At 43.9% G+C, this 26,497-nt stretch carries 26 protein-coding genes; 9 read left to right on the top strand and 17 right to left on the bottom strand.

All coding sequences use genetic code 11. The features are described 5' to 3' along the window. Nucleotides 1-27: 27 nt before the first annotated feature. The 6 genes from rpsJ to murB all read right to left on the bottom strand — a co-directional run bounded on the left by rpsJ (nt 28) and on the right by murB (nt 5,042). Nucleotides 28-345 (bottom strand): 30S ribosomal protein S10, encoded by a 318-nt coding sequence (gene rpsJ / locus LIQ05_RS11815; protein ID WP_226820856.1) that lies wholly within the window; start codon nt 343-345, stop codon nt 28-30. Nucleotides 346-807: 462 nt separating this feature from the next. Further along, nucleotides 808-1,875, bottom strand: a complete 1,068-nt coding sequence (locus tag LIQ05_RS11810) for a hypothetical protein (protein ID WP_226820854.1) — start codon at nt 1,873-1,875, stop codon at nt 808-810. Nucleotides 1,876-1,906: 31 nt separating this feature from the next. Beyond that, nucleotides 1,907-2,161 (bottom strand): HPr family phosphocarrier protein, encoded by a 255-nt coding sequence (locus LIQ05_RS11805; RefSeq protein WP_118581220.1) that lies wholly within the window; start codon nt 2,159-2,161, stop codon nt 1,907-1,909. Beyond that, complete coding sequence (whiA, locus tag LIQ05_RS11800; RefSeq protein WP_226820852.1) at nt 2,158-3,117, bottom strand: DNA-binding protein WhiA; 960 nt, start codon at nt 3,115-3,117, stop codon at nt 2,158-2,160. The genes LIQ05_RS11805 and whiA overlap by 4 nt, the downstream gene beginning before the upstream one ends. A gap of 17 nt (nt 3,118-3,134) precedes the next feature. Next, nucleotides 3,135-4,013, bottom strand: coding sequence for an RNase adapter RapZ (gene rapZ, locus LIQ05_RS11795; RefSeq protein WP_226820850.1), 879 nt, complete (start codon nt 4,011-4,013; stop codon nt 3,135-3,137). Between the two features lie 117 nt (nt 4,014-4,130). After that, nucleotides 4,131-5,042, bottom strand: a complete 912-nt coding sequence (murB, locus tag LIQ05_RS11790) for a UDP-N-acetylmuramate dehydrogenase (protein WP_226820848.1) — start codon at nt 5,040-5,042, stop codon at nt 4,131-4,133. Between the two features lie 229 nt (nt 5,043-5,271). Between murB and LIQ05_RS11785 the strand changes: the two genes are divergently transcribed. Then, nucleotides 5,272-5,691, top strand: a complete 420-nt coding sequence (locus tag LIQ05_RS11785) for a stage V sporulation protein AB (protein WP_226820846.1) — start codon at nt 5,272-5,274, stop codon at nt 5,689-5,691. 31 nt (nt 5,692-5,722) lie between these two features. On the opposite strand, the gene LIQ05_RS11780 is transcribed toward LIQ05_RS11785, so the two are convergent. Then, nucleotides 5,723-6,727, bottom strand: coding sequence for a helix-turn-helix domain-containing protein (locus LIQ05_RS11780; protein WP_226820844.1), 1,005 nt, complete (start codon nt 6,725-6,727; stop codon nt 5,723-5,725). 221 nt (nt 6,728-6,948) lie between these two features. Between LIQ05_RS11780 and LIQ05_RS11775 the strand changes: the two genes are divergently transcribed. The 4 genes from LIQ05_RS11775 to LIQ05_RS11760 all read left to right on the top strand — a co-directional run bounded on the left by LIQ05_RS11775 (nt 6,949) and on the right by LIQ05_RS11760 (nt 9,647). Further along, nucleotides 6,949-7,419: a SpoVA/SpoVAEb family sporulation membrane protein gene (locus tag LIQ05_RS11775; protein ID WP_226820842.1), complete on the top strand. Its 471-nt coding sequence runs from the start codon at nt 6,949-6,951 to the stop codon at nt 7,417-7,419. Next, a complete protein-coding gene (locus tag LIQ05_RS11770; RefSeq protein ID WP_226820840.1) occupies nt 7,416-8,510 on the top strand; it encodes a stage V sporulation protein AD in 1,095 nt (364 codons plus the stop codon). Before LIQ05_RS11775 ends, LIQ05_RS11770 begins: the two co-directional genes overlap by 4 nt. Nucleotides 8,511-8,623: 113 nt before the next feature. Beyond that, nucleotides 8,624-8,980, top strand: coding sequence for a SpoVA/SpoVAEb family sporulation membrane protein (locus LIQ05_RS11765; RefSeq protein ID WP_118581240.1), 357 nt, complete (start codon nt 8,624-8,626; stop codon nt 8,978-8,980). Between the two features lie 55 nt (nt 8,981-9,035). Further along, the gene (locus LIQ05_RS11760) at nt 9,036-9,647 is read left to right on the top strand and encodes a stage V sporulation protein AA (protein WP_226820838.1); all 612 of its coding nucleotides are present in this window, start codon (nt 9,036-9,038) and stop codon (nt 9,645-9,647) included. Between the two features lie 23 nt (nt 9,648-9,670). On the opposite strand, the gene LIQ05_RS20670 is transcribed toward LIQ05_RS11760, so the two are convergent. Together LIQ05_RS20670 and LIQ05_RS11750 are read right to left on the bottom strand one after the other, a co-directional pair. Continuing rightward, a complete protein-coding gene (locus LIQ05_RS20670; protein WP_330633984.1) occupies nt 9,671-10,399 on the bottom strand; it encodes a hypothetical protein in 729 nt (242 codons plus the stop codon). 45 nt (nt 10,400-10,444) lie between these two features. Beyond that, entirely contained in the window at nt 10,445-10,624 is a 180-nt protein-coding gene (locus LIQ05_RS11750; protein ID WP_226820836.1) for a hypothetical protein, read from the bottom strand. A gap of 215 nt (nt 10,625-10,839) precedes the next feature. Here LIQ05_RS11750 and LIQ05_RS11745 point away from each other — a divergent pair, with 215 nt between their 5' ends. From LIQ05_RS11745 to phnE, 4 genes are all read left to right on the top strand, one after another. Continuing rightward, nucleotides 10,840-12,126, top strand: coding sequence for an O-acetylhomoserine aminocarboxypropyltransferase/cysteine synthase family protein (locus LIQ05_RS11745; RefSeq protein ID WP_226820834.1), 1,287 nt, complete (start codon nt 10,840-10,842; stop codon nt 12,124-12,126). 638 nt (nt 12,127-12,764) lie between these two features. Further along, a complete protein-coding gene (locus tag LIQ05_RS11740; RefSeq protein ID WP_226820832.1) occupies nt 12,765-13,796 on the top strand; it encodes a phosphate/phosphite/phosphonate ABC transporter substrate-binding protein in 1,032 nt (343 codons plus the stop codon). A 161-nt stretch (nt 13,797-13,957) separates the two neighbouring features. Further along, nucleotides 13,958-14,737 carry a phosphonate ABC transporter ATP-binding protein gene (phnC, locus tag LIQ05_RS11735; protein ID WP_226820830.1) on the top strand — a complete coding sequence of 260 codons (780 nt, stop codon included), beginning with the start codon at nt 13,958-13,960 and terminating at the stop codon, nt 14,735-14,737. Continuing rightward, a complete protein-coding gene (phnE, locus tag LIQ05_RS11730) occupies nt 14,730-16,280 on the top strand; it encodes a phosphonate ABC transporter, permease protein PhnE (RefSeq protein WP_226820828.1) in 1,551 nt (516 codons plus the stop codon). Before phnC ends, phnE begins: the two co-directional genes overlap by 8 nt. 75 nt (nt 16,281-16,355) lie before the next feature. On the opposite strand, the gene LIQ05_RS11725 is transcribed toward phnE, so the two are convergent. The 8 genes from LIQ05_RS11725 to LIQ05_RS11690 form a co-directional block, all read right to left on the bottom strand. Continuing rightward, the gene (locus tag LIQ05_RS11725) at nt 16,356-18,347 is read right to left on the bottom strand and encodes a TIM-barrel domain-containing protein (protein ID WP_226820826.1); all 1,992 of its coding nucleotides are present in this window, start codon (nt 18,345-18,347) and stop codon (nt 16,356-16,358) included. 93 nt (nt 18,348-18,440) lie between these two features. Then, a complete protein-coding gene (locus LIQ05_RS11720; RefSeq protein ID WP_226820824.1) occupies nt 18,441-20,114 on the bottom strand; it encodes a glycoside hydrolase family 13 protein in 1,674 nt (557 codons plus the stop codon). Nucleotides 20,115-20,217: 103 nt separating this feature from the next. After that, nucleotides 20,218-21,066 (bottom strand): carbohydrate ABC transporter permease, encoded by an 849-nt coding sequence (locus LIQ05_RS11715; RefSeq protein ID WP_226820822.1) that lies wholly within the window; start codon nt 21,064-21,066, stop codon nt 20,218-20,220. Next, complete coding sequence (locus LIQ05_RS11710) at nt 21,063-21,950, bottom strand: carbohydrate ABC transporter permease (RefSeq protein ID WP_226820820.1); 888 nt, start codon at nt 21,948-21,950, stop codon at nt 21,063-21,065. The genes LIQ05_RS11715 and LIQ05_RS11710 overlap by 4 nt, the downstream gene beginning before the upstream one ends. A gap of 130 nt (nt 21,951-22,080) precedes the next feature. Further along, nucleotides 22,081-23,346, bottom strand: coding sequence for an ABC transporter substrate-binding protein (locus tag LIQ05_RS11705; protein WP_226820818.1), 1,266 nt, complete (start codon nt 23,344-23,346; stop codon nt 22,081-22,083). A 419-nt stretch (nt 23,347-23,765) separates the two neighbouring features. Then, nucleotides 23,766-24,773 (bottom strand): LacI family DNA-binding transcriptional regulator, encoded by a 1,008-nt coding sequence (locus LIQ05_RS11700; protein WP_226820816.1) that lies wholly within the window; start codon nt 24,771-24,773, stop codon nt 23,766-23,768. After that, complete coding sequence (locus LIQ05_RS11695) at nt 24,770-25,273, bottom strand: GNAT family N-acetyltransferase (protein WP_226820814.1); 504 nt, start codon at nt 25,271-25,273, stop codon at nt 24,770-24,772. The genes LIQ05_RS11700 and LIQ05_RS11695 overlap by 4 nt, the downstream gene beginning before the upstream one ends. A gap of 344 nt (nt 25,274-25,617) precedes the next feature. After that, nucleotides 25,618-26,382 (bottom strand): MFS transporter, encoded by a 765-nt coding sequence (locus tag LIQ05_RS11690; RefSeq protein WP_226834098.1) that lies wholly within the window; start codon nt 26,380-26,382, stop codon nt 25,618-25,620. Nucleotides 26,383-26,497: the final 115 nt, after the last annotated feature.

The raw sequence follows: 26,497 nt of genomic DNA, 5'->3' as shown, positions 1-26,497 counted from the left end.
TAAATGCTTATGCATTTACAAGAATAATTATTTTGCCTTCATCTTGATGTCGATATGAACACCAGCAGGCATTTCCAGTCTGGACAGTGCATCAACTGTCTTCTGGGTTGGAGCAATGATATCAATCAGTCTCTTATGTGTTCTCTGCTCGAACTGCTCTCTGGAATCTTTATATTTGTGAACAGCTCTTAAGATTGTAACAACTTCTTTCTTGGTTGGAAGCGGAACCGGTCCGCTAACTGTTGCACCATTCTTCTTAACAGTGTCGATGATCTTTGTAGCAGATGCATCTACTAACTGATGATCGTAAGCTTTTAATGTGATTCTCATTACCTGATTTGCCATAAAAAAAGTCTCCTCCTATTCGTACTCACTATCAGTACGACAAGCGGCGACTGTACACATCTCCGTGTGTGTCCTGAAACAAATTCCTGTTTCGAACCTTCTTCTCACACGTCCCATCCCTAGATGGCTATTGAACTTGTACAGTGACTTGTCGTCAGTTTCCTAACTTGACATTCGCTCCACGGAAAACCCGTCTTACTTGACGGCAACCTCGCGCTTCATCGCTATCATGTCACAGCAGATATTAGTATACACAATGCTTTTGCAAATTGCAAGTGTTTTCTTCAAAAAATGTAGATGTTTTTTTGTACTAATTTCAATACAATTTCAGGTTGATTATTTATGAAATTTTCTGTTTCTTCCTATTATAAGATGATGTTGAGGTCGAGATTAAAGTTCCATAATATTTAAAAAGAAAAGAAGAGACACCATTTGGTATCTCTTCCTTCTTATTATAATGAATTAATCTTCATCATCATAGTAATCTTCATCATCATCTTCATCATCAGCAAAGATATCCGAATAATCAAATAAGGTAACCTTGGTGATCTCGTCCTTCACAATATCAGGAGCATCTCCCTCTTTCTTTGCCTTGGCTGCAAGCTGTGCCGGTGAATATCTTGGGATTGCCAGTTTCTTAATCTCTACTGGCTCGTCATCCTCTTCGATCTCTGGTGCTGCTTTCTTCTTCGGAGCAGCTTTCTTCGTCTGTGCAGCTGGCTTGGCAGACTTCTTAGCAGGTTTACGGTTCTGGGCTGTAGCCGCAGCAACTTCCTTCTTCAGAAGCTCGTGCGCTTCGCTGGTTGCGCTCTGTACAGTTCTTGCAGGACGTTCCTCTTCTTCTGTGTCGAAATCATCCTCATCAATCTCATCTACAAAACCGCCTGTACGGATCTTGCGCTTCTCCTTCTTGCTGCGTTTGCCCTGAGCTTTGATCTCGCGCTCTTCATCGCGGTATTCGCGCTCTTTGCGCTTCTCTTCTCGCTTAAGCTCTTTGCGGCTTTTTACGTATCCAGGCTCTGTATCCTCCGGATAATCATCGTCATAATCATCAGGATCTCTTTTCCAAAGCTCTGCGATCACATAAAGGATGATCAGGAAAAGAACGGTAAGTCCTAATACGATCAGACCTTCAATGCTCTTGGTGGCAGCCATCAGATATCCGATAAAAGGAATCGTCACTACGATTTTCGGAAGGTAGCTTCCGATTGCCACATTGATGGGCTGTCCCTGGGAAATAGTCGGATCCATGGCAGTTCCTGTGCCGCCTGCAACATCCGCGCTTGCAAGTGTGTAACGGTAAACTGCATCATTCTCATCGTTTACAAGGATCGGTGTACCCAGAGCTGCTTCTTCGGTTTTAACCGGAATTGCATATGTAACAGATCCCATTGCCAGGTTTGACTTGACTGTGGAGTCGTCCCGGATTTCGGTAGTCACTCCGAAGAACGGAGGTACCGCTAATGCAATCACACAAAGTATGGTGCATATCACAACAAAATGTACTATAAATTTAAGAAATTTAGACATTGGTAACCATCCTCACTTTTTATGGCAGCCATTACTGGTTGCTCAGATACTGTTCAATACTGCTCATTGCAGCTTCTTCATCTTCACCATTAGCAGAAAGTGTAATCTCCTCACCGGCATCCAGTCCCAGTGTCATCATACCCATGATACTCTTGGCATTGACTTTCTTCTTACCTACTTCTACGTAGATCTCACTGTTGAACTGACTTGCCACCTGTACCAGCTGTGCAACGGGTCTGGCTTCAAGTCCTGTGGACAGGTGAATGGTGATTGGCTTTTTAATCATAATAACTCCTCCTTGTTTTCCCTTAGGTCATCCGCGAGCAGGCTCAGCTTTCGGAGCCGATGATTTACTCCGGACTTTCCAACCTGTGGGTTCAACATCAATCCTAATTCTTTAAGTGTTGCTTCCGGATACTGCAGCCGTAATTTTGCAATCTCTTCCAGACCTTCATTCAGACTTTCCAGACCCACCTTTTCCTCAAGAAGTCTGATGTCCTCGATCTGCTTCACTGCAGCATTTACCGTCTTATTTATATTGGCAGTCTCACAGTTAACCTTCCGGTTCACAGTATTGCGCATTTCCTTTACGATGCGGATATTTTCCAGATCCATAAGTGCAACGTTTGCTTCCATGATCGCCAGCATATCCACAATCTGTGCTCCTTCTTTCACATACAGCACATAAGACTTCTTGCGAAGCACGATCTTGGCGTCTATGTGAAAGCTGCGGATAATTTCCTGCAGCTGCCCGCCAATCTCCTGACTGGGGCACACAATCTCAAAATGATAGCCCTTCTGTGGATCGCTGATGGATCCTGCCGAGAGAAAAGCGCCGCGTACAAACGCCCTTTTGCAGCAATCCCTCTGATACACAATAGAATTGGATACAAGTGGCATCCCTCCGCTCACTCCCGAAAATTCCAGCTTGGCAGAATCCAGTATTTCCTTTACTAAAAACTGATCGATAATGGAAATACAATAAAGATTTCCTTTTCTGAAACGGTCAATTCGGGAATTTGATACATCTGTCTCTATATTAAATGTTTTTTGCAATAATGTAAAGCCTTTTCTTGAAAGTGCCTCATTTTCTGTCTGGATACGCAGGGATTTTCTCCCATCAGTTCCAGCCTCCAGGCTGCCGCAGAAAGTAAAGATTGCAGCCAGTTCCGCAATCCTGCAGTGTCTTCCGGAGCCGATATGCCTGGAAAGTTCTTCTTTCACCATCCCTGAAAAAGACATTCCGCGATCTCCTCTTTCTATTTTTTCAATAGGCGATCTTTATCCACATCTCTGTGCTCCAATCGAAAACCGTATTCACCATTTCTGGCGATCCGGCTGTACAACTCCCTTGCAATGGTAACGGAACGGTGCTTGCCCCCTGTGCAGCCAACTGCAATTACAAGGCTTGTTTTACCCTCCTGTGCATACTTAGGAATCAGGAACTCCACCATATCTTCCAGTTTATTTGCAAAAATCCTTGCAGTCTCATTATCCATTACATAATTAAACACGCTCTCATCCATACCGGTAAGGGGACGTAATTCATCCTCATAATATGGATTCGGAAGAAAACGCACATCGAATACCAGGTCTGCATCTGCCGGAATTCCATACTTGAACCCAAAAGACAGAACCGTGACCATCATATTACAGAATTTTTCATTATTTACAAAAATCTTCTCAATTTCCTGGCGCAGCTCCCTTGTAAGAAGATGACTGGTATCAATAATATAATTAGCTCTCTTGCGAAGAAAATCCATTTTCTGGCGTTCCAGACGGATTCCGTCATCTACCCTGCCGTTACTGGCCAGCGGATGGCTGCGTCTGGTTTCCTTATAACGCTTTACCAGCACGGAATCTTCTGCATCCATAAAAAGAATCTCAAAATCATATCCAGCTTCTTTCATATGATCCAGAACCTGTGCCAGTTCTTCCAGAGAGTGACCGCTTCTGGCATCAATACCAAGAGCCGCATTCTGAACTCCCTCTTCATGTACTTCCAGCATCAGGGAAGCAAATTTCTCCACCAATGGAATAGGAAGATTGTCCACACAAAAATAGTGGGCATCCTCCAGCATTTTCAGCACAGTAGACTTACCTGCGCCGGAAACGCCTGTAACAATTACAAATCGCATAATTTATCTCCTGCCGGGCAAAACAGTGTCACTGCTCACAATCTGACCAGTAGCAGTAAAACGGACTCTTCTGCCTCTTATGTGTCTTAAATCCATTCCAAAGGATTCTTCATGGATCTAGAATTCTCCCAGAAACTTCACCTCTGGTTCAAGCTTCACACCAAATTTCTCCATAACAATTCTTTGAACGTCAGACATCAACGTGGTAACATCTTTCGCTGTGGCATTTCCTGTATTGATCACGAAACCACAATGTTTCTCGGAAACCTGGGCACCGCCTACCTGATAGCCTCGCAATCCGCTGTCCATGATCAGTTTACCTGCAAAATAGCCCTCTGGCCGTTTGAAAGTGCTCCCTGCACTAGGATAAGAAAGTGGCTGCTTGCTGGTTCTCATCCCTGCTAATTCCTGCATACGGCTGCGAATCTCCTCCTGATCACCTTTTTCAAGAGAAATGACAGCTTCCAGAACAATATAGCCAGCTTCTTTTATCACACTGGTTCGATAACCCATGTGAAGCTCATCTGCCTGCAAAGTCAGGACTCCGCCCTCTGGAGTAAGAACCGTGACTTCTTTCAGAACATCCTTCATTTCTCCGTCATACGCTCCTGCATTCATCACCACAGCACCACCTAAGGTTCCCGGAATTCCTCCTGCAAACTCAAAGCCAGTCAGCGATGCCTCTCTTGCAGCTGCGGCAATTCCAGATAAAAGAGCTCCTGCCTGGGCATAGATCCGGCTGTCTTCAACTCTGATCTGTCCAAAGTTTCTATACAGCTGTACTACCACTCCCTGATAGCCCTTGTCGCTTACAAGAAGATTGCTTCCATTTCCAAGAATAAAATACGGAACATTTTTTTCCTTACAAACAGCTATGATTTTCTTTATCTCATCAGCATTCTCCGGTACCAGAAAGAAATCTGCCGGACCGCCAATTCGGAATGTAGTATGCCTGCTCATAAGCTCCGCTTCCAGTATCCGGTTATCTTCCAGAATTTCCTGGAACCGCTGTTTTAAATTTACATTCACAGATTTACATCCTCTATCTTTCTATACTCAACTTTTCTATCAAATAATATCTGCGCCAATCCTATTCTTTCCATTGACGTATCATTTTATTATACTATTTAACTTCACAAATGTACAGAAAAAACGCATATTTTCTAAGATTCTTTCCATACTAAATGTTGTTATGATAGTTGCAAAACAACAAACTTTTCTCAGCGACATGTTCGTTTCGTGAAAGGAGATTTCACCCATGCTCCAGCAAATTTTCCTATCCATAGTTGGCTTCTGCTCTGGAATCATCATCGCAGGCGGTGTAGTTGGACTGCTTATCGGTCTTTCCATCGTTCCCCGCTATGCCGGTATCACTCATACCGGAAAACATATATTGTTATATGAAGATATTACGCTTCTTGGCATTATATGTGGTAATCTTTTTTTCCTCTATGGCTGGCACATTCCAGGCGGAACCTTTACTCTGCTCCTTTATGGACTTTTTTCTGGTATCTTTCTGGGCGGATGGATCATGGCACTTGCTGAGATGGCAGATGTTTTTCCCATCTTTTCCAGAAGGATCAAACTGACCAATGGAATCCGATGGGTCGTGATCGCAGTGGCCTTTGGAAAAGCTTTGGGATCTTTGTATTATTTTTATAAACGGTGGTTTCCCTGAATTGCGTAAAAAAATCAATGCAGCTAATTTTCTATAATAAATAAGAAGGAACGTTTTTACCTGACTTTTCTTTTTTATCCTTCTTTGACGCCTTGGCGCTTTCTTCTTTATTTTCTCCGGTGATTATCGGACATTCATCAGACAGCCCCCGGTACCATTTCCGATAATCTGCTGGAGAACAGCCCATTTCTTTTCGGAAGGTCTCTGAAAAATAGCTTGCTCCTGCAAAACCATTTTCCACTGCAATATCTCCCATGGAAGCAGTCTTATCCAGAACTGCATCCATACTGTTCCAGATTCTGCATTTCTGCAAATATTCGAATGGAGTCATCTCCATATGTTTCTTAAAGAAACGGCAAAAATCACCAGTGCTTACCTGGCATGCTTCTGCCATAGCAGAAAGAGTCAGTTTCTCGTTACAATACTCAGTGAGATATCCTGTCATACGATTCAGTTTCACCCGTTCTCTGATCACTGCATTCTTACATTCCGGACGCGGCTGGGCAAATTTCTTATAAAGGCTTCCCCATGCAGTGAACAGCCAGCTCTTCATATCCAGTTCATATGCCATATCCCTGCCTTCTGCTGTCTGCGCAGCGGCAAGAAGTGCCTGAAGAAGAATGTCTTCATCTGTATCTTCCTCAGCTGACGGCATAAATCTGCAATAAGCGAATGATTCTGCTTCTGCAACCGGTGAAATATATTTATTCTGAAGGCTCTCATCTCCAGTTGCCAGATATTCTCCAGCCACCTCAATTATATAAAAACTGCTGCTTTCCTTCTCACTTCTGACCAGACGATAGGACTGTCCTGCATTGATAAATAACGCCTCGCCAGCTTCCAGATCTACTTTCTCCTGATTTATCTGACACTGTATTTCTCCTTCTTCTGCCAATAGAAAAGTAAATGCATTCCCACTGATGCATGGCATATGTCCAAATTCCTGCTGAAGCAGTCCCAGCTTATAGATTCTGATCTTATTCTCAGTTTCCTCTGTAAGGAGCTTTACTCCCTTCCCTATAAAATATTTTCCCATAAGGTACCTCTCTTCTTTGGTTTATAATATAAAGCTACTGCTATTCCGTTTATAAGCAATAGCAGCATCTTCCGTAATAACTATAACAATACTATCATAATAGTATAAATTCAGCTAAAAAGAAAGTATATTTTATATATTTTTTCACATAATAATAGAGTCCAAAAGGTTGCTGTACTCTAAACAAGCAGTTCCATTCATCATAGCTACAGGAGGCATTTATGAACAGTTCCATACCAAAAGAAAAGCAGAAACAATATGCCGATTATGTAAAACAGATCACCCCCACCCACAGTCTTCCCACGAATATGGCAAAGGCTTTTCTCACAGGCGGTGTAATCTGTGTCGTTGGGCAGATTATAACAAATTTTGCAAAATCCAGAGGATTAGACCAGGATATGGCCGGTACCTGGTGTTCTGTTACCCTGGTTTTCATCAGTGTTATTCTTACCGGATTTAATATTTATCCAAAGATTGGAAAATTTGGCGGAGCGGGAAGTCTGGTTCCAATCACCGGTTTTGCTAATTCCGTAGCTGCCCCTGCCATTGAATATAAAACGGAGGGTCAGGTCTTTGGAATCGGCTGCAAGATTTTCACCATTGCAGGTCCTGTAATCCTTTACGGAATCATGAGTTCCTGGATTGCCGGAGTGATCTACTATATTCTGAAAATAATGGAGGTGATTTCATGAATCCACAGACACCAGCCAGACTTACCGGTTCTGCCAGTATGAGCTTTCAGAATCCGGTTTACGTTGTAAGCTGTGCTTCTGTAGTTGGAAAAAAGGAAGGGGAAGGACCTCTTGGGAGCAAATTTGATCTGGTCTGCGAAGAGCCTATGTTCGGAGAAGCTACCTGGGAAGCTGCGGAAAGCACCATGCAAAAAGAAGCTGCCACATTAGCCCTTGGAAAAGCCGGGCTTACTCCCGGGAATATCCGCATGACCTTCGCAGGTGATCTTCTGGCTCAGACTACCGCCTCTTCCTTTGGAATTGCCGGAATGGGAATCCCATTTTACGGACTTTTCGGTGCATGCTCCACCATAGGGGAATCACTCTCTCTTGGCGCCATGTCTGTCGCAGCCGGATACGGAGAACATATTCTCTGTGCCACTTCCAGCCATTTTGCCAGTGCAGAAAAAGAATTCCGTTTTCCTCTGGCTTACGGAAACCAGCGTCCTCTCTCAGCCACATGGACTGTTACCGGGAGCGGTGCCTGTATTCTCTCCGGAACTTTGCCTGTTCCAGAAATCCCGAAAAAGACTGATCCGCTAATTTCAGAAGAAGGATGTGTTCAAATAACAGGACTCACCACTGGAAAGCTGATTGACTTTGGACTTAAGGATTCTCTGAACATGGGTGGATGCATGGCACCTTCCGCCTGCGATACCATTTACCGAAATTTTTGTGACTTTGGCCGAACACCTGATGATTATGATGCAATCTTCACCGGAGACCTGGGAGCTGTTGGAAAACGGATCCTGCTGGATCTGTTAAATGAAAAAGGATATGATATAGAGTCCATTTATCAGGACTGTGGACTTTTAATCTTTGATGGTGAAACACAGGATACTCATTCTGGTGGAAGTGGTTGTGGGTGCAGTGCATCTGTGCTGGCTGCTTATATTCTGCCGGAACTGGCAAAAGGAACCTGGAAAAGGGTGCTCTTTGTTCCTACAGGAGCATTGCTTTCCAAAACAAGTTTTAATGAGGGAGATTCCATTCCGGGGATTGCACATGCTGTAGTATTAGAACATGTTTCAAAAAAAGATCAAAAGCAGTAAACTAAATAATTGTGCGTACTTCCTGTATAATTACAGTCCTATAAGCCGTACTGTATTAATTATAATCTGTCTCTACCAACTATCTTTGTCTGTATCTGTGAGGAGATGATTCCATGGACTATTTTAATGCATTCTGGGTAGGTGGCCTGATCTGCGCCCTTGTCCAGATTTTACTTGATAAAACCAAACTTATGCCCGGACGTGTCATGGTTCTTCTGGTATGCACCGGCTCTATTCTTGGCGCCATAGGCATTTATCAGCCTCTGATTGATTTCGCCGGTGCCGGTGCTGCTGTGCCATTACTTGGTTTCGGGAATACACTATGGAAAGGTCTGAAAGAAGCCATCGACACAGATGGTGTCATCGGGCTTTTCACAGGAGGCTTCACCGCCTGCGCAGCTGGTGTCTCTGCAGCCCTGATTTTTTCTTATCTGGCAAGCTGGTTTTTTAAGCCGAAAATGAAAGAATAGCAACGTACTTTACCCTTGCCTGTAACCAACATTTTTTGTAATGGGAGTGAATTTCATGAGTGACACACTATACATCCAAACCGAAGAAAACGTGGAGGTTCATCACTCCCATGTCTATCTTCAGGACATTGCCAAGCTATCCTGCACCAATTCCAAAATTTTAAATCACCTAAGGGTTCTCCCAGTAGCAAACCTGGATCCGGACAAGACAGGCCGGTATGTGATTTCTGTTATGGATCTTATAAATGATATCCAGCTCAAAGAGCCTGATCTTGCTATTACGCATATTGGCGAACCAAACTTCATCATCACCTATCAGAAAGAAGGAACTGTCAATATTGTTATAAGATGGTGCAAAGTCATCTTCGTCTGCCTTGCCACCTTTTTCGGCGCAGGCTTTTCCATTATGACCTTTAACAATGACGTAGATATCCCCGCTCTATTTGAGCAGATCTACACCCAGGTCACCGGGCAGCCCACAACCGGCAATACTGTCCTGGAAATCTCCTACTCTCTCGGTATCGGTCTTGGTGTCCTGTTCTTCTTCAACCACTTCGGTAGAATAAAGCTCACCGACGATCCTACGCCTATGCAGGTACAGATGCGTCTATATGAAGATGATGTAAACACCACCATCATTGAAGATGACTCTCGAAAAAAGGAGTAGCCACTTACGGCTGCTCCTTTTTTCTACTTATCTTTTAGACCTGTGTAAGGTGCCTGTACATAAAGCTGTGCCACATCCTTTCCAGCAACATCTCCTGTATTCGTAACTGTTACCGTAGCCTTTCCCACTGTTCCAGGTTGTACCTCTACACTTTCCAGCTTCTGCTCGAATGTTGTATAAGACAGGCCATATCCAAATGGGTAACTTACCTCATCTGCATAATCCCATGCATCACCGGTAGAAGAGCCTTCTGTAGTATCTGCGTTTCCTTTTCCAAGAACACAATCCTCATAACGGGTTTCATAATTTATCAGCACAATCACCTTTGTGCTATGCTCCTTTGCAAGAGCAATCATCTGGCGCTCATACTCAGACAATGCTAATGGACGTTCAAAACTGTCTCCAGAGGTTGTATTTACCATATCAGGTTCATAGTCTGCTGCCTCTGAGCTGTCTCTTGAAATTACAACTACAGCCGCTGTATCATCTGCACTTTTTAACAGCTCATCAGAATATTCACTGGCTGGTATCTCTCCGATTGGATAATCCTTATTTTCTTCATACATCGGACCAAATCCAGGTGTAAGACTGTGTCCAGGCTGTCCGAAACCGCCCAATCTCATGTATTTGGCTGCGGTATCATTGGAATAAAAATCGATCATATCCTGATTTACATCAAATTCTTTTTCTGCAAAAGCTTCCTCTAATCCATAAAAACAGCATTTTTTTACGTAATCTGATATTTTATTCAATTATGCTTTCTCTTATCGTTTGTTTTTGTGCATTTTGTATATTATTTAGCTTTGTTTTTGTGTATATTTACTGTTGATACAAAAGTCATTGGCTATACGATATCTCTCACCTGTTGTATAATAAATCAATTCATGGTCTCTAACTTCCACGTAAACCAGCTCCTGCACATCAATACGCTGTATTCCATTTCGAATTGCAATGGTTGTATACTGACGTTTTCTCACGGCCATTCTTTCTATGGCATAAGTCATGATAACATGAAAAAAATTTTCCGTAAAGCTACAGTCTTCATTTACTACTGTTCCTTCCACCTATTCTATACAAAAAGCAGCTCCACCATTGTTATTTTTATATAAAAATGGTATTATAGCTTTATGTACTTACTCCCTGTGAACATTTCCCTACAGGGAGCTTATTTTACCAGATGAGGAGGAACATAATGAACGATTACAGAATGGGAACCAAGTGTGTTCAGGCTGGGTATAAACCTGGAAACGGAGAGCCACGGCAGATCCCGATCATTCAGTCAACAACTTTTAAATACGATACCAGCGAGGATATGGGAAAGCTTTTCGACCTCGAAGCTGAGGGGTATTTCTACTCCCGCCTTCAGAATCCGACCTGTGATCATGTAGCAGCCAAGATTGCTGCAATGGAAGGCGGCACAGCGGCTATGCTTACCTCTTCCGGACAGGCAGCCAATTTCATGGCCCTGTTTAATATCTGCCAGTGCGGAGACCACATTGTGGCTTCTTCTTCCATTTATGGTGGAACCTTCAACCTGATCTCCGTTACCATGGCAAAAATGGGAATCACCGCAACCTTCGTTTCCCCTGACGCAACAGAAGAAGAATTAAATGCAGCTTTCAAACCGAATACAAAGGTTATGTTCGGCGAAACCATCGCGAACCCGGCACTTACTGTCCTGGATATTGAACTTTTCGCAAAGGTTGCCCATGCACACGGTGTTCCTCTTGTAGTCGATAATACTTTCCCTACACCAGTAAACTGCCGTCCTATTGAATGGGGTGCTGACATTGTTACCCACTCCACCACCAAATATATGGATGGACATGGCGCAGCACTTGGCGGTGCTATTATCGATAGCGGTAACTTTGACTGGATGGCGCACAAAGACCGATATCCAGGGCTTTGCACCCCAGATGAGAGCTATCATGGAATTACCTACGCAGAGAAATTCGGAAAAGAAGGGGCATTCATCACCAAATGTACTGCTCAGCTGATGCGTGATTTCGGTTCCATGCAGTCCCCGAACAGCGCTTTTATCCTGAATCTTGGACTGGAGTCCCTGCATGTGCGCATGCCGAAGCATGTGGAAAATGGACAGGCTGTTGCAGAATTTCTGGAAAGCCACCCGAAGGTAGCTTATGTAAATTACCCGGGACTTCCATCTAATAAATACTATGACAGAGCAAAGAAATATCTGCCAAACGGTGGCTGCGGCGTTGTTTCCTTCGGTCTGAAGGGCGGCCGGGAGGCAGCTTCCACCTTTATGCAGAACTTAAAGCTTGGCGCAATTGAGACTCATGTAGCAGATGCAAGAACCTGCTGCCTGAACCCTGCTACCTCCACCCACAGACAGATGACAGACGAGCAGCTTATCGAAGCTGGTGTACCGGCAGAGCTGATCCGTATCAGCCTTGGACTTGAGGATAAAGAGGATCTGATCGCGGATATTTCCAATGCATTGGATGCAATTAAATAATTGCAGGCTTTCCACAATAACAGGTTAAAATCATAGCGTTTTGCACTTTTGGTAACTCTTAATACACAGATATCCCCGTAACAGACTTTAAATTTGATCTGTTGCGGGGGATATCTTTTATCACAAAAACATATACTACGTCAACTAGTTTCGATGTAACTGCTTCGTCTTGCAAATGCTTTATCGGATTTTTTTATTGTAATTCCAGGGCAGGTATGGTACAATTTACCCGGTTAACGGAATGCAGTGCCGGGGGGAGCGCCCTTGTGCTGCGGTCAGGATTTGTGATGACGAAAACCAGATTGCGAGGGAGCCCGTAGGTCCGGGTTGAGAGGATCCCGTCAGGATCGACCGAAACCTGTTCACCTGTTTTTTCAGGTGGATTGTCAGCATCTGCTCGAAAGTCATTTTCGATACATGCTGAGAGGCATGTATTTTTTTGTTTACGCAGATAAGAATAATGGGAAATCCGTTTCCAAACATGTCATCATGTGAAATTTGGTATTTTCCTATTATAACCGACTTCCAGCAGAAATAAAGTTACTGCCCATTTTATCCGCAGCAATTCACTTTGCGGAATATTCCAAATGCGTAGTAACACATTATCTTATCAAACAAAAGCATGGAGGTATTTCACTATGAAGAAACACATTGTATCCGCACTTTCCCTGGCATTATGCCTGGGACTTACCGTTGGGAGCACTGTCACTGTTTTTGCAAAAGACACCAAAACCATTGATTCTCTGAAGATTGCATTTTCCCCATATGCAGATTCCGACACCATCACCACTGCTACAGAGCCGCTGGAAGATTTACTGAAGGAGACACTTCTCGCCAAGGGTTATGACGTGGAGAACGTAGACATGACAGTAGGTACAAGCTACACCGCTGTTGGCCAGGCTTTAAGTGCGGGAAGCGCAGATATCGGATTTATTTCCGGCGGAAATTACGTACTTTTCTCTGATGACTGTGACGTTCTTCTTACTGCACTCCGCTATGGAATCAACAAGGATTCCGATGACCCGAAGGACTGGAATGACGGTACCATAGAGGAGAATACAGATGAGATGTCTACCTATTACCGTTCTATCATTCTGGCTGGTCCAAGCGAAAAGGGACAGGCTTTGCTGGAAAAGGTAAATAACGGCGAGGAGCTTACCTGGGATGATCTGAACGACGCTACCTGGGCTGTTATGGGACCGACTTCTGCTTCCGGTTATATTTATCCAAGCCTATGGCTGAACGAGAAATATGGCAAGGGAATCAGCGATCTGGCAAATGCGGTGGAGTCTGATTCTTATACCACTTCTCTTGCACGTCTGGCTTCCGGACAGGCTGATGTGATGGTTTCTTATGGACATATCCGTACCAAATATGCGCCGGAGTGGAAAGAGACTTTCGGCGGCACAGATGATATGGTGAACCAGACTGGTGTGATCGGGGTTACGGATAAGATTTACAATGATATGATTGCTTACAGCAAGACTTCTGAAGTTATGCAGGATGAAGATTTCCGCCAGGCGCTTGGAGATTCTTTTATTGAGATTGCGAATACGGACGAAGGAAAAGATATTATCAGCGTGTTCAGCCAGGTTGGATATGAATGGGGCGATGACTCCAATTACGATGGCGAACGCGAGGCGCAGGAGCTCTTGAAATCTATGGAATAAAATGTTGCCGGGGCTTTTAAGTCCCGGCAATTGCTATTTAGTGGGTTAAAAGTTCTTGAAAAGGGACGCATTCGGACAATGGGTATTGCTCAAATGCTGTGTACTGGCTGAAACTTAGCGCATTAAATAGCAACAAAATCATATTTAAGGCAGGATTATCTATGAATTTACAGATTCAGCATATCGCAAAAGAATTTCATAATGGCACAAAAGCCCTGGCAGATGTGGATTTCTCCGTCTCACAGGGGGAATTTGTCTCGGTGATCGGGCCTTCGGGTGCGGGGAAGACGACGCTCTTTCGCATTCTCAATGGAATGATGGACTGCACTAGAGGGCAGGTGCTTCTGGATGATAAGCGCTTTCATTCCCTAAAAGGAAGGAAAAAACGTGAACTGCAAAAATCTATTGCAACCATTTATCAGGACTTCTGCCTGGTGGAGAATTCTACCTGTCTGAAAAATGTGCTGACTGCCGGGCTTCCTGATATGGGATTTTTCCAGGGCGTATTTGGACTTTATGGAAAATCACGTAAGAAAGAAGCCCTGAAACTGCTGGATCGGGTTGGGCTTCTGGAAAAGGCAGACGAACCGGTTAAAAATCTGTCTGGCGGCCAAAAGCAAAGGGTAGCAATTGCAAGAGCACTTATGCGGCATCCGGCGATCCTGCTGGCAGATGAACCGGTGGCGTCTCTTGATCCAGTTACCGGGAGACAGATTCTAGGGTTGCTGAAGAGTATTCATGAGGCGGATGGTGTCACCATTTTAATGAACAGCCATAATCTGGATTTCTCCAAGGAGTTCTCCGAACGGCTTATTGGTCTGAAAAATGGCGAGGTTGTATTTGACGGTAAGGCAGCTGATCTGACTGATTCTATCACCAGACAGATTTATAACAAAAAGGATACCATGCCAGAGAATAAGCGAGGTGTCGCTTATGAATGATAACAAAACAAGCAAATATTCCTTTGTGATACAATTTGCTGTTCCAGTTTCTTTCCTGATTTTATTTTTCCTTGCAGCAAATTTCACAGGCTGTGACCTTGTGACTTTCTGGAAACGAAGGAGCCACCTCACTGACCTGGTCGTGGATATGATCCCGCCAGATTTTTCCTATATCCAGAAGATCCTGCTGCCGCTTTTTTACACCATTCAGATGTCTGTTACCGGAACGGTACTTGGTACCTTTTTTGCCCTTGTACTCTCGCCTTTTGGCGCTGCAAACTTAGAATTTCCAGCTGTAATGCGAAGGATTCTCAGAATTGTGATCCAGATTCTCCGTTCTTTTCCAGCCCTGATCCTGGCACTTACTGCTACCTTTCTTTTCGGACTTGGAACATTTGCAGGTACTTTTGCCATCACCTTATATACCTTTGCCATTATGACAAAGCTTACCTATGAAGATGCCAGTGCCGCCGGAAAAAAAGCGTATCAGGCACTTCGGGCGATGGGTACTTCGAAATATACAGCTTATATCCATGGAATTTTACCAGAGATCATTCCTGGATTTCTCACCAATGCCCTTTACCTGTTGGAGACCAATGTACGGCACAGCTCTATTCTGGGATATGTGGGAGCTGGCGGGATCGGGCTGCTTCTCAATGAAAAGATTTCCTGGCTGGAGTATGACAAGGTTGGAGCCATTCTGCTGATGCTGTTTCTCACAGTGTGTGTGATTGAATATTTCAGCAGGTATCTGGCAGCTTTGATTCGAAAAGAGCGCATGATAAAAAAAGAGCAGGCCAGGCTACTGCTTCTGTTTCTTGCCGCCCTGTTTCTAATCTGCACGTTTACTCTTTCCCCACCGGATTTTTCCCGGACCAGTCCACAGACTTTACGAAATATGTTCGCAGGTTTTCTCCATCCGGACTGGAGCTTCTTTTTTTCTGCAAAAAAAGACGGACTTGGATATCTTTTGTTGGAAACCGTGTGCATTGCTTTTATTGGAACTGTGATCGGAGCCATTGTATCTGCACCGCTGGCTTTTCTGAATACGAAACGATTTGTGCCAGCTCCTGTATCCGTTTTTTTTAACCTGGTGATCATGGCCATCCGCTCAGTGCCCTTTCTGGTGTATGGACTGGTCTTCATCCGGATATCCGGGCCGGGAGCTTTCACAGGAGTGCTGACATTAGCCGTGTGCAGTATCGGACTTCTCACCAAAAGGTTTACAGAAGCACTAGATGCCCTGGACCTTCGTCCCTATCATGCGCTGCTGGCCATGGGCGGCCGTCCTCTTCCAGCCATCTGCCACAGTGTTCTGCCACAGCTGAAGCCTGTTTTTACCTCCATCATCCTCTACCGGTTCGATGTGAACATCCGCGAAGCTTCCGTTCTCGGCCTGGTAGGTGCAGGCGGAATCGGAGCGCCCCTTATTTTTTCCATGAATCAATATGCCTGGGAAAAAGCTGGTGCGATCATGCTGGGATTGATCCTGTTGGTGTGGGTTATCGATATGGTATCTGAAAAAACCGGAGCTGGAAATTGATGTCCAGCTCCGGTTTTGGGTCAGGTTGTGAACAGTAACCCTGTCACCTTAACACACTCAAAGTAAATTTTTCCTTTATTTTTTCAATTCTCTATAATTCTCAGCCTTATCATACTCCTTATGCACACCATCATCCTCGTACAAAGTATAACTGCTGCCTTCATATCCTAACATGGTAAGCATGGAAGTATCAATATCCTTCACGCACTCCGCAGCCTCTGCAACCGGAATACACTTACCGCTTCGAATAAACAGGGGCACTTCATTCAACGCAACTTCCACATAATGAACACCCTTTTCCAGAACCTCTTCTGAGGTGCTTCCGTCTGCCAGAAATTTCACAAACTTCATTTCTTCCGGCAGGTAAACGTAACGTCCTCTTGCATTCTGCTCATAGACCGGTGCGATCATGATCTCATTTCCAAGGATCAGCTGGTCTTCCACGCGGACAGCCATCTTATCCTCCGGGTAGACGAACCCAAGGGGCTTGAAATACATGTCATCATTTAAAGCAGCCTTCATGTATTCGCTGTACAGATAGGGCACAAGGCGGTATCTTACATTTACCACATTTCGGAAATCTTCAATATTCTCAAACTGATAGCATTCCTGTTCCCTGGTTCCAATTGCGGAATGGTTGCGCATAAGAGGAGTAAACACTCCAAGTGCCATATGGCGAAGCACCAGGTCTCTTGTGGCATCCGCGCCAAATCCGCCAAGGTCCGCTCCTGTGTAAAGGAATCCGCACATATTCAGAGATGGCAGCATTTTCAGGTTCAGAAGAATGTGTGACCACCAGGATTTGTTGTCTCCCATCCAGATTCCGCCATAACGATGCATTCCAATATAGGAAGAACGGGAAAACATCAGAAAACGCTTCTCCGGGTCAATGCGGTCAAATGCCTCACCTGCCGCTCTTGTCATATTGTAGCCAAACAGGTTATGTACCTTGTCGTGACGAATCTTTTTTCCATCTATATTGTGATAAAATCTGCGGTAATCCTCTGGATTGTTTGCAATATCATTTAGCTTACCTTGCATTTTCCAAACAGGAATCCTGCCTTCTTTGTCCTGAGAAAATTCACCAGCAAGCTTCTTTGCCTCTTCCACTCCCTCTGAAGAATAGAAAATGGCAGGCTCATTCATATCATTCCAGAAGCCTTCAATTCCCAGATTGATCAAGAAGCTGTATTTATCTCCGAACCACTTTCTGGCATCTTTGTTCAGGAAATCCGGAAAATGAGTGTCTCCCGGCCATACGGCTGCCACGAAATTGCTTCCGTCCTCCCGCTGGCAGAAGTATCGTTTTTCCACACCTTCCTCGTAAACATCGTAGCCGCTTTCCACTTTTACACCTGCATCAATAATGGGGATCAGACGAAGCTCCTGGTCTTTCATCTCTTTTACAAAATCCGGGAAATCAGGGAAATTCTCCGGATTCAAAGTAAAGTCCTTATAGGAATCCATATAATCGATGTCCATGTAGATCATATCCAAAGGGATGTGATTCTCACGATAGCCGGCTGCCACCTTGCGAAAATCCTCCTTGGTGGTATATCCCCATCTGCTCTGCCCAAAGCCAAATGCAAACTTCGGCGGAATATAGCTGCGTCCGATCACATGACGAAACTGCTTTACAATGTCATAAGCAGACTCACCCCCGATCACATACACATCCAGATCTGCATCTGCACATGTCACCTTCAGGGTATCCATTCTGGTGTACCCAATGTCAAAGGTCAGTTCAGACGGATAATCGAAAAATAGACCGAAGGTTGTCTTTCCACTTACGATAATAAGGTTGTGGGCGCCATACAAAGAACGCTTATCTTCTGTATGGTTTGGGTCATCGGTACAATTGCTGATATAGCAGTAACCTCTTTTGTTGATTCCACGATTGGTCTCCCCAAGTCCATAGACAATATCATCCTCATCCATCACATATGTGAAATCAAAGCCCTTTTCCAGACTGATTTTTCCATAAGGGAAAGCATCATTTGCTGTTTCAATCTTCTCTGTTACTGCCTCCGTATCAAAAGGAGCGCCGTATCTGAACTTTCTAATCATAACATTCTTCCTCGTCTTTCATAAAAAGGGGCAAGAAATTTTGCCCCTTTCAGTCTGTTTATGTTGCTGTCTGCTTCGCGTCCAGTAACCTGTTTATCTATATAACACAAATGCCTCATAAGGTTTCAGCACGACCTTGCCCGCAAATACTTTTCGGCCAAGGTTTGTGATCAGGCACTTTGAACCTTCAAATTCTGCAGGAACTTCAAATTCTGCCGACTGCTGGCTGAAATTGCATACTGTAAGAAGTCTTTCCTCATCCAGCTTTCTCATATATGCGAAAATCTGGTCATCCTCACGGCAAAGCGGTTCAAACTCGCCGTACACAATAATCTCTTTCTCCTTGCGAAGCGCGATTAGCTTCTGATAATAATGGAAAATGGAATCCGGATCATCCAGCTGGCTGGCGGCATTGATTTCTTTACAATTCGGATTTATTTTAATCCATGGCTCTCCATCTGTAAAGCCTGCTTTTTCAGAACCATCCCACTGCATAGGTGTCCTTGCATTGTCACGGCTTCGAAGCATCAGACATTTCATCATATACTCCGGCTCCATAAGCCCTGCATCTGTCAGCTCGGTATAATACTGAATGCTCTCAATGTCCTTATAATCTTCCAGCTTACAAAAATATGCGTTTGTCATGCCAAGCTCTTCGCCCTGGTATACATAAGGAGTACCCTGCATCATATGGAGGCAGGTTGCCAGCATTTTTGCAGAAGTCTCCCGGTATGCCGGATTGTCATTTCCAAATCTGGAAACGCTTCTTGGCTGGTCATGATTTCCCAGGAAAAGACTGTTCCATGCTTTTCCCTGAAGTTCCTCCTGCCATTTGATCATCGTCTTTTTGAAAGCCTTAAAGTCATATCTGTCAGTGGTCCATTTGCCAAACTCCGCATGTGGGGAAGCATCTTCTACATGTTCAAACTGGAACACCATATTCAGCTCGCCACTGTCTTCCCCTGCATATTTCTGTGCCTCTTCAATGGTAACACCGGAGGTTTCCCCAACTGTCATGATATCATATTTGGACAAAACTTCACGGTTCATTTCCTGTAAAAATTCATGGACCCGCGGACCGTGAACGCTGTACGGGCCAAAATCCCCATACAGGCCGCTTTTCACTTCTCCATCCGGGAAAGCCTGATCCTTTGAAATCATACTAATCACATCCATACGGAAGCCGTCGATTCCCTTGTCACACCAGAATTTCATCATATCGTAAACTTCCTGGCGCACTTTCTCATTTTCCCAGTTCAGATCCGGCTGTTTTTTGGAAAACAGGTGCAGGTAATACATCTGTGTCTCATTGTCGTATTCCCATGCAGAACCGCCGAATGCACCACCCCAGTTATTTGGCTCTTTTCCGTTTACCGGATTTTTCCAGATGTAATAGTCACGGTACGGATTATCCTTGGACTTTCTGCTCTCCAGGAACCACTGATGTTCGTCGGAAGTATGATTTACAACCAGGTCCATCAGCACCTTGATTCCACGCTCATGCGCCTGTAAAAGCAGCTCCTCGTAATCCTCCATGGTTCCATAATCTTTGTAGATTTTGCGATAATCTGAAATATCATAGCCATTGTCATCCTGTGGGGACTCCAGCATTGGTGAGATCCACAGAATATTTACCCCAAGCTCTTTCAGATAATCAAGTTTCTCTATAATTCCTCTGATATCACCAATTCCATCCCCATTGCTGTCATTGAAGCTTTTGGGATAGATTTGATATACAATACTTTCTTTCCACCAGTTCTTCTTCATTTCCCGGCTGTCCTCCTAATATTCTATATTTATTTTCCCAAAGAATATTCTTACCCGGCACATAACCGTAGTGAAATATCCTCATGGCGCATATTTGTTTTCTCTATTTTACTGCACCGGCCACTACACCATTCATGATCCATTTCTGGCAGAAAATATACACGATCAGCACTGGAAGCAGAACAAGCAGATAAGAAGCAAATGCCAGATTATAATCAACAGAAAACTGTTTCTTAAATACATACTGGGCAAGCTGCAGTGTCTGCTGGCTTTCATCACTTAACAGTACCAATGGCATGGTAAAGTCATTCCATGTCCACATGAAGGAAAGGATCGCTACTGTAGCTGTAGTAGGCTTCAGAACCGGGAAAATAATCCTGGAAAAAATCTGGATCGGATTTGCCCCGTCAATCATGGCTGCTTCGTCAAGTGCCTCCGGGATTGCCTTTACTGCCCCTGTATAAAGGAACGTATTCATAGGAAGACCGAAAATAATGTACAGGAATGTAATTCCCAAAATATTATCCAGGTGAAAAGCATTTGCCTGCACAACCAGCGGAAGCATGATTACCTGGAATGGTATAAACATGGCACTGATAAAGTAATAATACATGATGGAAAAGAATTTGCTCTTTTTCCGGTTTCTTGTAATGGCATAAGCAGCAAAAGAGTTTGTGATCAGTGTGAAAAACAGATTCACAACTGTGATAAACGCTGTATTAAAAAACTTTCTTGGAAAATTTGTCATTACCCAGGCATCTGCAAAGTTCTGGAGTCTGATTTTTCTTGGCAGTGCCAGAATGCTGTTCATATCTGTTGGATCCTTGATGGCAATCATCAGTGCCATATAAAGGGGCAGCAGGATGACAAGTACGATTCCAATGATCAGAAGGATCGTAACAGGCCAGTTGTAACGCTCTTTTACTTTTACTTTCACTGTATTCTGTTTCATCCTAATTTTTCCTCCCTCTTCTCAAGTATACGCAGCTGGAATACGGAAATCAATACCACTACCACAAAAAGCATAACTGCATTGGCTGACTGATAGGCGAACTGTCCGCCTCCGAAGCCTTTTTTGTAAATTAATACTGCAATAGATGTTGTACTGGTTCCCGGACCACCTTCTGTCATAGCCATGATCTGATCATAAACCATCAGATAGCCTTTCGCGGAAAGTACCATATTGATAGTAAAAGATGGTGCAAGCAGAGGGAATGTAATCTTGCTGAATCTTTTGAAGCCGGTCGCTCCATCCAGGTCAGCAGCCTCATATACATCTGTGTCGATGGACTGAAGTCCTGCAATGTAGATCAGGGTGTTAAAAGCACATCCAATCCATAAGGATACCGCAACAATTCCCCAGATGGCATGATTGGTTCCAAGAATATTTACACTTAAAGCTTTGATTCCAATGCCTTTTCCCAGCTGTGGAATCAGGTTTGCAAAAATATAATTAAAAATAAATCCTACGATCAGACTTCCCAGCATATATGGAAGGAAATAAAAAGCTTTGATCGTGTTTTTAAACTTGATCTTTGCATTTAATGCACAGGCCAGTATCAGACTGATCACGTTTACCAGTATGGTGGTGATCACCGCAAATTTGAATGTAAACAAATATGCATTTCCTGTATCCACATCAGAAAACATATGGATATAATTTCGAAGTCCTACAAAATTCCACTCTCCGTATCCTCTCCAGTCTGTAAAGCTGTACAGAACACCTTTTAAGAATGGAATGGTGTGGAAAGTAAAAAACAGAACTGCAAGAATTCCTACATAAATGTAGTAAACCCGGTTAACAGCAGGTTTTTTCCGTGGGGCTTTATTCTTCATGGAATCCTCCCTTATTTTCTTACAAGGCTGCTGTTCACCCAGTAACCAGCAGCCTTACAATTTATACGGTTCAAAAGGTGACGGTTCACGTTCTTCACCTTTCGCCTGTATTTTCCATCCGTCACATAGATCAATCTACATTTGCAATGTCATATTTCTCATCACACTGTGCAAGGAACTGATTTATGTTCTCTTCGTTGTCCATTCCGTTTGTATAGTTCAGACACATTTCGGTCAGAAGCGCGGACATGTCAAATCCGGATGGATAGTAATGATCTGGGAAGTTGGCAACCTTTCCAGCTGCAATATCTTCTTTCACACCTGCCACTGTCTCATTCTCCTGCTCTACACCTTTTACGGCTGAGAAAGCAAACTGATCATCAATGTACATTTTTGCATTTTCCGGTTCAAGCATAAAGGATACAAATTCTTTTGCCACTTCTTCATTTGCACTGTCTTTGCATACACCAAGAAGTACATCTACACCAGAAGTTACATAATTCTGGGATTCATCATTTGAAGCCGGGAATGCAAACATATCCACATTGATATCTGTATTTGCATTTTTGTACTGGTTGACTGCCCAGTTTCCATTGATGATCATGGCAGCTTCTCCATTTGAAAAAGCTTTGTTTCCATCATCATAGGTAAGTCCCATAAAATCATCCTGGGCATAGTCAAGAAGCTTCAGATATTTTTCTGAAATTTCCTCGTGGGTTCCAACGAATGTGGTCTTACCGGCTTTACGGTCATCATTGAAGCTTTCCGGAGCAAGGTCAGATGCAATACTGTTCCATGGGCAGTTACTTGTCCAGGCATCCTTGTATGTCATAAGAAGTGGCTGTTCACCTGCATCCTGAAGTTTCTCGAGCACATCAATGAATTCGTCCCATGTTTTTGGAATCTCAATGCCATATTCTTTGAATTTGTCAACGTTATAAATGACACCGGAAGCATTTGTTGCGTAAGGAACGCCGTATACTTTCTCTTCTTTGTCCTTATTTACATCATATACCATCTGAAGGTAGGATTCCTGGATGTTGGAAATATAGTTCTCATTGCTTAAGTCCACCAGCATTCCGGCACTTTCCACCTCTGTATAGTTGTTGTCACCGCCCATTGCAACAATATCCGGCATGTCGTTCTTCGCCATTCTGGTCTTTAATACAGTTCCCGCATCTGCCGGAGCTGTAATCTTGATTGTCACGTCCTCATGTGTCTCATTAAATTTGTCTACCAGCTTCTGAAGAATATCCTTGTTCTCTGCCTTACTGGAAAAGAGCTCCAGTTCTGTTCCTTTTGCAGAAGAATCTCCCTCCGAGGAACTGCCGCATCCGGTAACTGTACCAACCAGCAGTGTACCTGCCATTAATGTGCAAATAAGTTTCTTGTTCATCTATCTTTCCTCCATTTTTTACTATGAAGGCTGCGCAGCACTTGTTTATTTGAAAGCTTTTCCGGACACGTCTGTCCTGCTTTCCTTCCGGTGGCTTCATAATATCGCAGCTTTCCTACAAAATCAACAGGTTTCTCGAGAAACTTAAATTATAGACAAACTTTTATTTTGTCTTTTGTGCATATTGCATATTTTGATATGAGTGGCAAAAGGTCTTTTGCCACTCATTTGATACCCGGATTGTGCCCCAGTTATGCTGCTCCCACCCTATCTTATAATTTTTCCAGATGACAGGGATTTCATGCAAGTTATTTTCTCTATGCAAAAGGAATTCCCAACAGAATTTCCTATTATATAAAAAGGACAGCCAGGCGCTGAAGTCTGACTGTCTTCTCTTCAAATTCTTTTAAGTGATACATTCATGTTTTCACAGAATCTCTTTTTACAAGGTATACCGGACTTTTTATATTAAACTCTTTCAACTGCTCCCCGGCCACCATCCGAAGCAGGCGACTGAATGCCAAATGTGCCTTCTGGCTTACATCCTGATGAACGGTTGTAAGTCTTGGACGGACCATTCGAGCATAGATACTATCGTCAAAGCCGGTAACAGATACCTGTTCCGGAACCTTAATTCCATGATCTGACAAAAAGTTCATGGCCTCAATTGCTGCATAATCTGAGGAAAACGCCACTGCTTTTACCTGCAGAAAACGCGGAAGAAGTTCTTTATATTTCTGGATACGACGGTTTCTTTCTCCCGGGATCACGATCAGGCGGGTGCGGCTGCAGAATTTTCCTTCTTTTTCCATAGCCTGCTTAAAGCCCATCCAGCGGCTGTAATCACTGTCAATGTCTGTCTCTGCAAGGAACAGTGCTTTATCAAAGCCACAGGAATAAAGGTAACTTCCGATCTGGTAACCACCGGAATAATCATCCACTCCTACATTTTGAAAAAAGTATTCCCCTGCCGGATAAGCATCAATAAGAACCGTTTTCTTGTTCAGCTTTCTGGACAGTTTTCGGTATCTTTCATCATTATATCCCAAAATAATAAGTCCCTCTACATTCCATCTGGAAGCAATATCCACCACGTTCTGGATATTCTCCCCGCCGATCAGCATGACATAGTATCCTTTCATTTCAGCTTCCATCTGAATGGTTCCTACAAGTTCTCCTACAAAGGAGTCCTGCAGGGAATACATTCCATGGGCCTGGGCAAAACCAAGTACCACGCCTATGATCCTGGAACCATGTCCGGACAGCATAACGGATCCCATATGCGGAACATAATTCTGTTCTTTCAGGATTGCCGTTATTTTATCAATGGTTTCCTGGGAAACTCTTTTCGTATTGCCATTTATTACATTTGATACGGTAGTCCTGCTCACTCCCGCTATGTCCGCAATATCCTGAAGCCGAATCATCTGATTTTCCTGCTCATATCATGCCATTCTTCCCCACCCCACACGGAACCGGAGATTCCGTCGTCGGTGTAGCCCATTTTTTTGTACATCTCTACTTTGTTATCCAAGCAGGTCAGGTACAGGCATTTGCGGCCTTTCTCCTGCTCTCTTGCCGCATAGCGGGACATGATTTCACGGGCAAGCCCCTGATGTCGGTACTCTGGGAGCACGTCGAGACCGAGGAGCATAATGTTTTTTCCGCTTGGATCGTGAAGTGTAATATCCGTAAAAAACTCATCCCGGAATACGTCCTCATTTGTTGCCACGCCGTTTAGGAAGCCTGCAATCTTCCCTGTTTCTTTGTCTACTGCAACCAGAAATGTCTCCGGCGCATTTGCTACCCGCTCCTTCATGCTCTTAGCCGAGCATGCCTCATTTGGCGGAAAACAGATCTGCTCGATCTGAATCGCCTGGTCGACCTCCTCGGGGCGAATATTTCTAAACTCGTATTTTGTTGTCATTTTATCAAAATTCCTCCCAGATATCTTTTCGTCTCATTATACGCCAGACCGGATAGAAGGTCAATTTGCTATTTTGTGGATTAAAAGTTCTTCAGGAGAGACGCATTCGGACAATGGGTATTACTCACTCACCAGCGCAACGCTACGATGAACTAATCGCTAACTGCGACTAAGGAGTTCCGGAGAGCCGTCACTCCTAAGTCTTCGTAAGCGCTGGATTTCATCTACGCTAAGGGCGCGCCTGAAATGGTTCGCTGGAGTAATACCCATTGCCCGAACGCTGTGTACTGTCTGGAACTTAGCACACTAAATAGCAATTTACTTCGCTATGCCCACCTATCCTTTTATTTCTCTCTATATTTTCCCTGTGAAAGATCTTCCACAACTTTTCCATAATATTTGTCTACGTCAAAGAAAAGCATGCACACAACACAAATCACAGAGGTAATCACCGGAACCCATGCAAATGCTACGTTGATGGAAGCAAGTGCAGATGCGCTCTGTGTCTCAAGCTGGGCATTAAATCCGCCAGCTGCCAGGATCCAGCCAAGTGCTGCGGTTCCAATACCGGAGCCAACCTTCATGCAGAAAGAAGAAGCTGCATTTCCCATTCCAGCTGTGCCGTATCCGTTGTACCACTCACCGTAGGTGATAGCATCCTGAAGGCATCCAAACATAGTGGCACCGCCGCAGCCAAATCCGATTCCTTTAATAATAGAGGAAAGGCAGATCAGGGTGTAGGAAGTAGTCAGACCGGAAAGCACAAATCCAACAGTTGCAATCGCCATACCAGCCATGAACAGGTAGCGTTTGCTCACCTTTTTCATAATAAATGGTGTAATAAACAAAGTGATGATCTGGAAAATGGACAGCAGGTTGGAAACCATTGCATAGTAGCTGTCGCTTCCCATATTGTACATAGTAAAGTAAACGGCAGATCCAAAGAAGCAGGACATCATGAAATACATAGCGAAAAGGCTTACAACCATAAGCATCCAGTATTTGTTTTTCACAAGACCTACAAGACCTTTTGCAAAAGATACCTGCTCTCCTGTACCATCAGCACTTTCCTCATGCACACGCTCTTTACAGATAAAGAACATAAACATAGTTAGCAGCCACCAGTTCAACTGGTGGTTTCAGACTGTAGACAAACTTGGTGTTGGGGATTATGCCCAGCACCATTTTTCTTTTAAAACTTCTTTTCTTTTTATTTTCTTCAAA

The sequence above is a fragment of the Blautia glucerasea genome (assembly GCF_020537505.1).
Taxonomy (GTDB): domain Bacteria; phylum Bacillota; class Clostridia; order Lachnospirales; family Lachnospiraceae; genus Blautia_A.
The sequence above is the reverse complement of the archived record's forward strand: the minus strand, read 5'-3'. Positions and strand labels throughout refer to the sequence as shown.

Coding starts and splice junctions, on each gene's coding strand:
- rpsJ (WP_226820856.1), bottom strand. CDS start 345: ATGGCAAATCAGGTAATGAGAATCACATTAAAAGCTTACGATCATCAG.
- LIQ05_RS11810 (WP_226820854.1), bottom strand. CDS start 1,875: ATGTCTAAATTTCTTAAATTTATAGTACATTTTGTTGTGATATGCACC.
- LIQ05_RS11805 (WP_118581220.1), bottom strand. CDS start 2,161: ATGATTAAAAAGCCAATCACCATTCACCTGTCCACAGGACTTGAAGCC.
- whiA (WP_226820852.1), bottom strand. CDS start 3,117: ATGTCTTTTTCAGGGATGGTGAAAGAAGAACTTTCCAGGCATATCGGC.
- rapZ (WP_226820850.1), bottom strand. CDS start 4,013: ATGCGATTTGTAATTGTTACAGGCGTTTCCGGCGCAGGTAAGTCTACT.
- LIQ05_RS11785 (WP_226820846.1), top strand. CDS start 5,272: ATGCTCCAGCAAATTTTCCTATCCATAGTTGGCTTCTGCTCTGGAATC.
- LIQ05_RS11780 (WP_226820844.1), bottom strand. CDS start 6,727: ATGGGAAAATATTTTATAGGGAAGGGAGTAAAGCTCCTTACAGAGGAA.
- LIQ05_RS11775 (WP_226820842.1), top strand. CDS start 6,949: ATGAACAGTTCCATACCAAAAGAAAAGCAGAAACAATATGCCGATTAT.
- LIQ05_RS11770 (WP_226820840.1), top strand. CDS start 7,416: ATGAATCCACAGACACCAGCCAGACTTACCGGTTCTGCCAGTATGAGC.
- LIQ05_RS11765 (WP_118581240.1), top strand. CDS start 8,624: ATGGACTATTTTAATGCATTCTGGGTAGGTGGCCTGATCTGCGCCCTT.
- LIQ05_RS11760 (WP_226820838.1), top strand. CDS start 9,036: ATGAGTGACACACTATACATCCAAACCGAAGAAAACGTGGAGGTTCAT.
- LIQ05_RS11745 (WP_226820834.1), top strand. CDS start 10,840: ATGAACGATTACAGAATGGGAACCAAGTGTGTTCAGGCTGGGTATAAA.
- LIQ05_RS11740 (WP_226820832.1), top strand. CDS start 12,765: ATGAAGAAACACATTGTATCCGCACTTTCCCTGGCATTATGCCTGGGA.
- phnC (WP_226820830.1), top strand. CDS start 13,958: ATGAATTTACAGATTCAGCATATCGCAAAAGAATTTCATAATGGCACA.
- phnE (WP_226820828.1), top strand. CDS start 14,730: ATGAATGATAACAAAACAAGCAAATATTCCTTTGTGATACAATTTGCT.
- LIQ05_RS11725 (WP_226820826.1), bottom strand. CDS start 18,347: ATGATTAGAAAGTTCAGATACGGCGCTCCTTTTGATACGGAGGCAGTA.
- LIQ05_RS11720 (WP_226820824.1), bottom strand. CDS start 20,114: ATGAAGAAGAACTGGTGGAAAGAAAGTATTGTATATCAAATCTATCCC.
- LIQ05_RS11715 (WP_226820822.1), bottom strand. CDS start 21,066: ATGAAACAGAATACAGTGAAAGTAAAAGTAAAAGAGCGTTACAACTGG.
- LIQ05_RS11710 (WP_226820820.1), bottom strand. CDS start 21,950: ATGAAGAATAAAGCCCCACGGAAAAAACCTGCTGTTAACCGGGTTTAC.
- LIQ05_RS11705 (WP_226820818.1), bottom strand. CDS start 23,346: ATGAACAAGAAACTTATTTGCACATTAATGGCAGGTACACTGCTGGTT.
- LIQ05_RS11700 (WP_226820816.1), bottom strand. CDS start 24,773: ATGATTCGGCTTCAGGATATTGCGGACATAGCGGGAGTGAGCAGGACT.
- LIQ05_RS11695 (WP_226820814.1), bottom strand. CDS start 25,273: ATGACAACAAAATACGAGTTTAGAAATATTCGCCCCGAGGAGGTCGAC.
- LIQ05_RS11690 (WP_226834098.1), bottom strand. CDS start 26,382: ATGTTTATGTTCTTTATCTGTAAAGAGCGTGTGCATGAGGAAAGTGCT.